At 66.0% G+C, this 5,543-nt stretch carries 6 protein-coding genes and 2 pseudogenes; 7 read left to right on the top strand and 1 reads right to left on the bottom strand.

Going from position 1 to position 5,543, the window contains the following annotated elements; translation table 11 throughout:
• Positions 1–590: 590 nt before the first annotated feature.
• Genes LIG30_RS01295 through LIG30_RS01285 form a run of 3 tightly spaced genes read left to right on the top strand, consistent with a single transcriptional unit; the run spans position 591 to position 2,537 of the window.
• Complete coding sequence (locus LIG30_RS01295; protein WP_038708993.1) at positions 591–959, top strand: response regulator; 369 nt, start codon at positions 591–593, stop codon at positions 957–959.
• Positions 952–1,599 carry a chemotaxis protein gene (locus LIG30_RS01290; RefSeq protein ID WP_038708991.1) on the top strand — a complete coding sequence of 216 codons (648 nt, stop codon included), beginning with the start codon at positions 952–954 and terminating at the stop codon, positions 1,597–1,599. Before LIG30_RS01295 ends, LIG30_RS01290 begins: the two co-directional genes overlap by 8 nt.
• The gene (locus LIG30_RS01285; protein WP_038708990.1) at positions 1,596–2,537 is read left to right on the top strand and encodes a sensor domain-containing diguanylate cyclase; all 942 of its coding nucleotides are present in this window, start codon (positions 1,596–1,598) and stop codon (positions 2,535–2,537) included. Before LIG30_RS01290 ends, LIG30_RS01285 begins: the two co-directional genes overlap by 4 nt.
• A 45-nt stretch (positions 2,538–2,582) precedes the next feature.
• On the opposite strand, the gene LIG30_RS01280 is transcribed toward LIG30_RS01285, so the two are convergent.
• Positions 2,583–3,512: an alpha/beta fold hydrolase gene (locus LIG30_RS01280; RefSeq protein ID WP_038708989.1), complete on the bottom strand. Its 930-nt coding sequence runs from the start codon at positions 3,510–3,512 to the stop codon at positions 2,583–2,585.
• Positions 3,513–3,687: 175 nt separating this feature from the next.
• Between LIG30_RS01280 and LIG30_RS01275 the strand changes: the two genes are divergently transcribed.
• From LIG30_RS01275 to LIG30_RS01265, 4 genes and pseudogenes are all read left to right on the top strand, one after another.
• Positions 3,688–4,020 (top strand): hypothetical protein, encoded by a 333-nt coding sequence (locus LIG30_RS01275; protein WP_038708988.1) that lies wholly within the window; start codon positions 3,688–3,690, stop codon positions 4,018–4,020.
• 198 nt (positions 4,021–4,218) lie between these two features.
• The gene (gene hpnD / locus LIG30_RS01270; RefSeq protein WP_038708994.1) at positions 4,219–5,067 is read left to right on the top strand and encodes a presqualene diphosphate synthase HpnD; all 849 of its coding nucleotides are present in this window, start codon (positions 4,219–4,221) and stop codon (positions 5,065–5,067) included.
• A pseudogene (locus tag LIG30_RS25845) lies at positions 5,066–5,236 on the top strand (FAD-dependent oxidoreductase); the annotation flags it as partial. The gene hpnD and the pseudogene LIG30_RS25845, both read left to right, overlap by 2 nt.
• Before the next feature lie 13 nt (positions 5,237–5,249).
• Positions 5,250–5,543: pseudogene (locus LIG30_RS01265) on the top strand (prenyltransferase/squalene oxidase repeat-containing protein); the annotation flags it as partial.

The following is a 5,543-nucleotide window of genomic DNA, read 5'->3' as shown; positions in this document are numbered from 1 at the left end:
CTCCCCCGCTCCCTCCCCCGCTCCCTCCGGCGCCCTCGGCTGCTTGAGCGACGGCCAGAGCCGATTGCCGCTCGTCCCGAAGTTCGACACGGCGGCAGCTTGCGGATAGCTGCTGCCGATCGAGCCGATCGCGTTGCCCTCGTAAACAAGTTGCGATCGCATTCCGGGTAATCGCGCCGCCGCTGGCCGGGTTGACGATCCCGGCATAGTATTTGTCTGATTGAAAACGCGACGAATCCGGCAGCGCAAACGTACACAAGGAAAAATTTTGCGTCCTTATCCGAAAAATGGTCGATGGTTTTTCCCAATACGGGGTTCTGGCGATTGATTTTGTTTGAAACGGGAAAAATGGCGAGTTGCACGGCACTGGTTTTACTCAGAGAATCGCAATTTGCTTTCCCTTACGGACAAGCGCCCGTTGATGCCGGGGTGCAGCAGGGATCGTGCGCCGAACGGCGAGCGTGGTGCCATGTCGTCGTATCGGTGTGCCATGCCTGCCTGCGGACGCTCCTGGTTTGCGCTGCCCCTGTAAAAGGCCACAAGCCGTCGTTCTCGCGAAAGAGACCATCCCTTTTATCGCTTCGTCACCCATGTCCCTGCCCATTGTGATCGCCGACGATTCGCTGCTTGCTCGCAAGTTGATGACAAAGGCGCTACCGGCGGACTGGGATGTCGAAATCGCGTACGCGACGAACGGCCGCGAGGCACTTGCGCTTTATCGTGACGGCAAGGCTTCCGTGATGTTCCTTGACCTGACGATGCCGGACATGAACGGCTATCAGGTACTCGAGACATTGCGCCACGAAGATCTGAACACGTTCGTGATCGTGGTATCTGCCGACATCCAGCCGATCGCGCGCGAGCGCGTGCGGGAGCTGGGTGCGATTGCGTTCGTCGCGAAGCCCGTGAGCCCGGAGGCGTTGCTGCCCATTCTCAAGGAGTATGGGTTGTATGCCTGAATCGGTATTCACGGACACGCAACGCGATGCGTTGCAGGAAATCGCCAATCTCGCGATGGGTCGCGCCGGCGCGCGACTCGCGCTGCTGCTCGGCAGATTCATCGAATTGTCGGTGCCGCGCCTGCGCGTCGTGCGCGCGACCGACGCGAGCGGCGCGCTGAGCGAGATGACCGGCATCCGCGAAAACGTCACGGCCGTGCGCCAGGGGTTTCGCGCCGACATCAAGGGCGAGGCGCTGATGCTGTGCCGCAGTGCGGGCCTGGGCCAGATCGCGGCGCTCGTCGACGGTGCGTTCGACGACGACGAACACCCGCGCGGCGAGCGCGACGGAGGTGACGACACGGCGCAGGCCGAGCGAGTGTTCGACGTCGCCAATGTGCTGATCGGCGCGTGCGTCGCGTCGATCCTCGGCGAACTGGGCCGCACGCCGGTGTTCTTTCCGCCGGGTCTTCTTGGCGCGAACGTGTCGTTCGACGACGTGTTCCAGCCGGCCGCGATCGCGTGGAGCGTCGCGCTGCTGCTCGAAGTGAATTTCACGCTGGAGAACGACGATTTTCGCGCGCACTTCGTGATGTTGATGGCGGAGGACTCGATCCGCCTGATGAGCGACGCGCTCGACACGCTGCTGTCCGAGCTATGACGGCCCCCTCCTCCCCGCTGAGCGACCTCGTCATCGAGCGGGTCGGATTCGGCATTTTCGTGCTCGACCGTGAGATGAACGTGCTGATGTGGAACCGCTTCATGCAGGACCACAGCGGCATCCCGGCCGACGACGTGCTCGGCCGCAACCTGTTCGACCGTTTTCCGGAGCTGCCGCGCGCGTGGCTCACGCGCAAGGTCGAGAGCGTATTCCAGCTCGGCAGTTTCGCGTTCAGCTCGTGGGAGCAGCGCCCCTACCTGTTCCGTTTCGAGCACGACCGCCCGATCACCGGCGGCATCGATTTCATGCAGCAGGACTGCACGTTCATGCCGCTCACGCGCGGGAGCGACGTCGAGGCGGTATGCGTGACGATCTCGGACGTCACGCACGTGAGCGTGATGCAGCGAGAGCGCGAGGAGGCCGTCGTGAAGTTGCGCGAGCACGCGAACCTCGACGGACTCACCGGCATCGCGAACCGGCGGTTTTTCGAGGCGCGCCTGCGTGACGAATTCTCGCGCTGGCAGCGTTATGGCGGCAGCCTGTCGGTGCTGCTGTTCGATCTCGATCACTTCAAGACGATCAACGACCGTTTCGGCCATCTGGTCGGCGACACCGTGCTGCGCGTGATGGCGGGCCGCGTCGCCGACATCGTGCGGTCGCAGGACATCTTCGGCCGTTTCGGCGGCGAGGAGTTCGCGCTGCTGCTGCCCTGCACCGCGCTCGAAGAGGCGATGCTGGTGGCCGAGAAGGTACGCCAGGCGATCGGCGGCACGCCGGTCGAGGTCGACGGCCTGAGCGTGCCGGTGACGGCGAGCGTCGGATGCGCGGCCGCGCATCCGGCCGCGGCGACCTGCGAGGTCGTGATCAACGAGGCCGATGCCGCGCTCTATCGCGCGAAACGCAGCGGCCGCAACTGCTCGGTCGCCTACGAGGCCTGAGCCCGGCACGTGTCGGGCCGCGAACGCGCGCGGCCCGGGGCGCCGTCAGCCTTTCGCGATGTCCGCCAGCACGCCGGCCAGCACCGCCGGCTGCGAGATGAATGGCGAATGGCTGCTGTCGAGCTGATGCACGCGCGTCGGGTTGTCCGGCACGAACGCGTCCGCTTCGTCGATGAAGCGCTGCTGCAGCGCCGGCAGGATCACGCGGTCCTGCAGGCACTTGATGTAATGGCGCGGGATCGCGCCCCACCGCCCTGCCGTCGTCGGGATGGCCGTCGCAAACGGCGCGGCGGGCACGTCGCAGCTCATCAGGTTCGCAACCGCCTCGTATTCCGCCTGCGGGACATCGTCATACAGCGCGCGCTTGGCCGTCGCGCGGTAGGCCGCGTCGTCGCTGCGCGGATCGACGCGCAGCGCGCCGGCCGCGCGCGGGCTCGCGAGCATCAGCGGGCCGAGCATCTCCCCCTGGTTTTCCGGCGCGCGCACGTAGTCGAGGCCGGGCACGCCCGACGCGGGCATGAACGCGGCCAGATAGACCAGCCCGGCGATCTTCTCCGGCATCCGCTCGGCGGCCGCCGTGATCGCGATGCCGCCCATGCTGTGCCCGACCAGGATGACCTTGCCGTGGCCGAGCGCATACGCGTCGTCGACGGCCTGCATCACCTGCGACGCGTAGTCGTCGAGGGTCGTGTTCGCGACCGGCGACGGCTCGGCGGCGAAGGCGGCCGCATCGAGCGGACGCTTGAGATAGGACGCGGGAAAGCGTGCGTTCAGGCCGTGCGCCGGCAGGTCGCGCGCGATCGCCAGATGGCCGCGCGCGGCGAGCGCGGTCGCGACGTGCGCGTAGCACCACGCGCCGTGCCAGGCGCCGTGCACGAGCACGAAAACCCGGCGGGACGGGGCGGGATGGGCGCCGGCTGATGCTGCGGCAGATTGCGAAGATGCGGGCGGTGCGACAGTCACGTTCGTCTCCATGATGCGTTGTGGTGCGTTGTGATCGGTGCGTCGGACAAATCGTCATCTTAGTGATGAATGGGCGTTGCCCCAAGCGCCGGCGCGGTATGTCTTGCACAGGCCACAATTCGTCCTAATCTGATTTCAAAGCCATGGCGCTCGGGTTATTTTGGCGTTTTATTGATGGTCATACCCCATGAACGTCGACTACCTCTTCTATCGGCGGCCGGATAAGCCCGGCCCCTATTCCCTCGACGATCTGGGCGAGGTTCCGCCGGAGATCGGCTCGAGCGACGTGGTGCGCGCGGGCATCGCGCGCGTGTTCGCGGAGGTCGACTGGCGGGAGTCCGACGATGTGCCCGGCGCCTGGTTCGGCACGGGCGGCGCGGTGTTCCAGTTCACCGCCGAGGCGGACGGCCGCGTGACCAGTTTCATGGGCTCGCGGCTGGAGCGGCGCGCGATGCTGCAGCTCGCGCACGAGATGGGGCTCATTGCGCTCGACCTGCAGCGCGACATCGTCTACGGTTGACGGCGCGCCGGCCCGCCTCGCGCCGCCATCGCCCTTCAAAGATTGTTATACTTGCGGCCAATTCCGGCGACCCGCCGGTAAATTGTGCCTGTCTGCGTTCATCGCTCGCACATCTCGCACATCTCGTACGCATTTACCATCCCCAGCCGGGCATGGCTTCTTCAATCGCCCCGTGTGGGCGTCCCCGTGGAGCTCGTCTTGGCCGTTTCCAATCTCGTCGTGGACGATCACGAAACCGACGCCGCTGCCGTGACATCGGGCAGTTCGTTTTATCTCGCGATGCGCATCCTGCCGGCCGCGCAACGCGATGCAATGTACCAGGTGTACGCGTTCTGCCGCGCGGTCGACGACATCGCCGACAGCGACCTGCCGCGCGCCGAACGCGCAGCCGGCCTCGACCGCTGGCGCGCGGACATCGACGCCTGCTTTGCCGGGCAGCCGCCGAAGCATCTTGCCGCGCTCACGCGGGAGATCCGCACATTCGATCTGCAGCGCGACGATTTCCACGCGATGATCGACGGCATGGCGATGGATGCCGCGGAAGACATCTGCGCGCCTGACGAGCCGACGCTCGATCTGTACTGCGATCGCGTCGCCAGCTCGGCCGGGCGTTTGTCGGTGAGGATTTTCGGGATGCCCGAGGCCGCGGGACGCACGCTGTCGCACCATCTCGGCCGCGCATTGCAGTTGACCAACATCCTGCGCGACATCGACGACGACGCGGCGATCAACCGCTGCTACCTGCCGCGCGAGCTGCTGCTGCGCGAAGGCATCGAGATTTCCGATCCACTGACGATCGCGCGCCATCCGGCGCTGCCGCGCGTGTGCGCGACGCTCGCCGAGCGCGCGTTCGGCCATTTCGAGCAAGCCGACGCGGTGATGAATGCGTCGCCGCGCGCGCAGGTGAAGGCACCGCGCATCATGTCGGGCGCATACCGCTGCATTCTCGAGGCGGCGATCGCACGTGGCTTCGATGCGCCGCGCGCGCCGGTCCGCAAGCCGAAAGCACGGCTGATGATGATCGTGGCGCGATACGCGCTGTTCTGACCCGATGGCGGGGACGGTCCACGTGATCGAAATGAAACGTCCGGCGGCGCGTACGCGCCGGACCAATCTTGTGCTTGCGGGCGATTGGACGGCCACCGGCCTGCCCGCGATGATCGAGGGCGCGACCCGTTCCGGCCAGACGGCTGCCGACGTGCTCCAAACACAATAAGAGAGATGGACCGATGAACGACCTCACCGATATGGCAACCCTGTCCGCGGACACGGTGCCGGCCGAACTCGAAGCCGCGGTCACGCGTGCGACCGACGCGCTGCTGGCCGCGCAGAAACCCGACGGCCACTGGGTCTACGAACTCGAGGCGGATTCGACGATTCCCGCCGAGTACATCCTGCTCGTGCACTACCTCGGCGAAACGCCGAATCTCGAGCTCGAACAGAAGATCGGCCGCTACCTGCGGCGCATCCAGCAGCAGGACGGCGGCTGGCCGCTGTTCACCGACGGTGCGCCGAACATCAGC

This window comes from Burkholderia sp. lig30, assembly GCF_000687455.2.
Taxonomy (GTDB): Bacteria; Pseudomonadota; Gammaproteobacteria; order Burkholderiales; family Burkholderiaceae; genus Burkholderia.
Note: the sequence above shows the minus strand (reverse complement) of the source record. Positions and strands in the feature narration are given on the sequence as shown.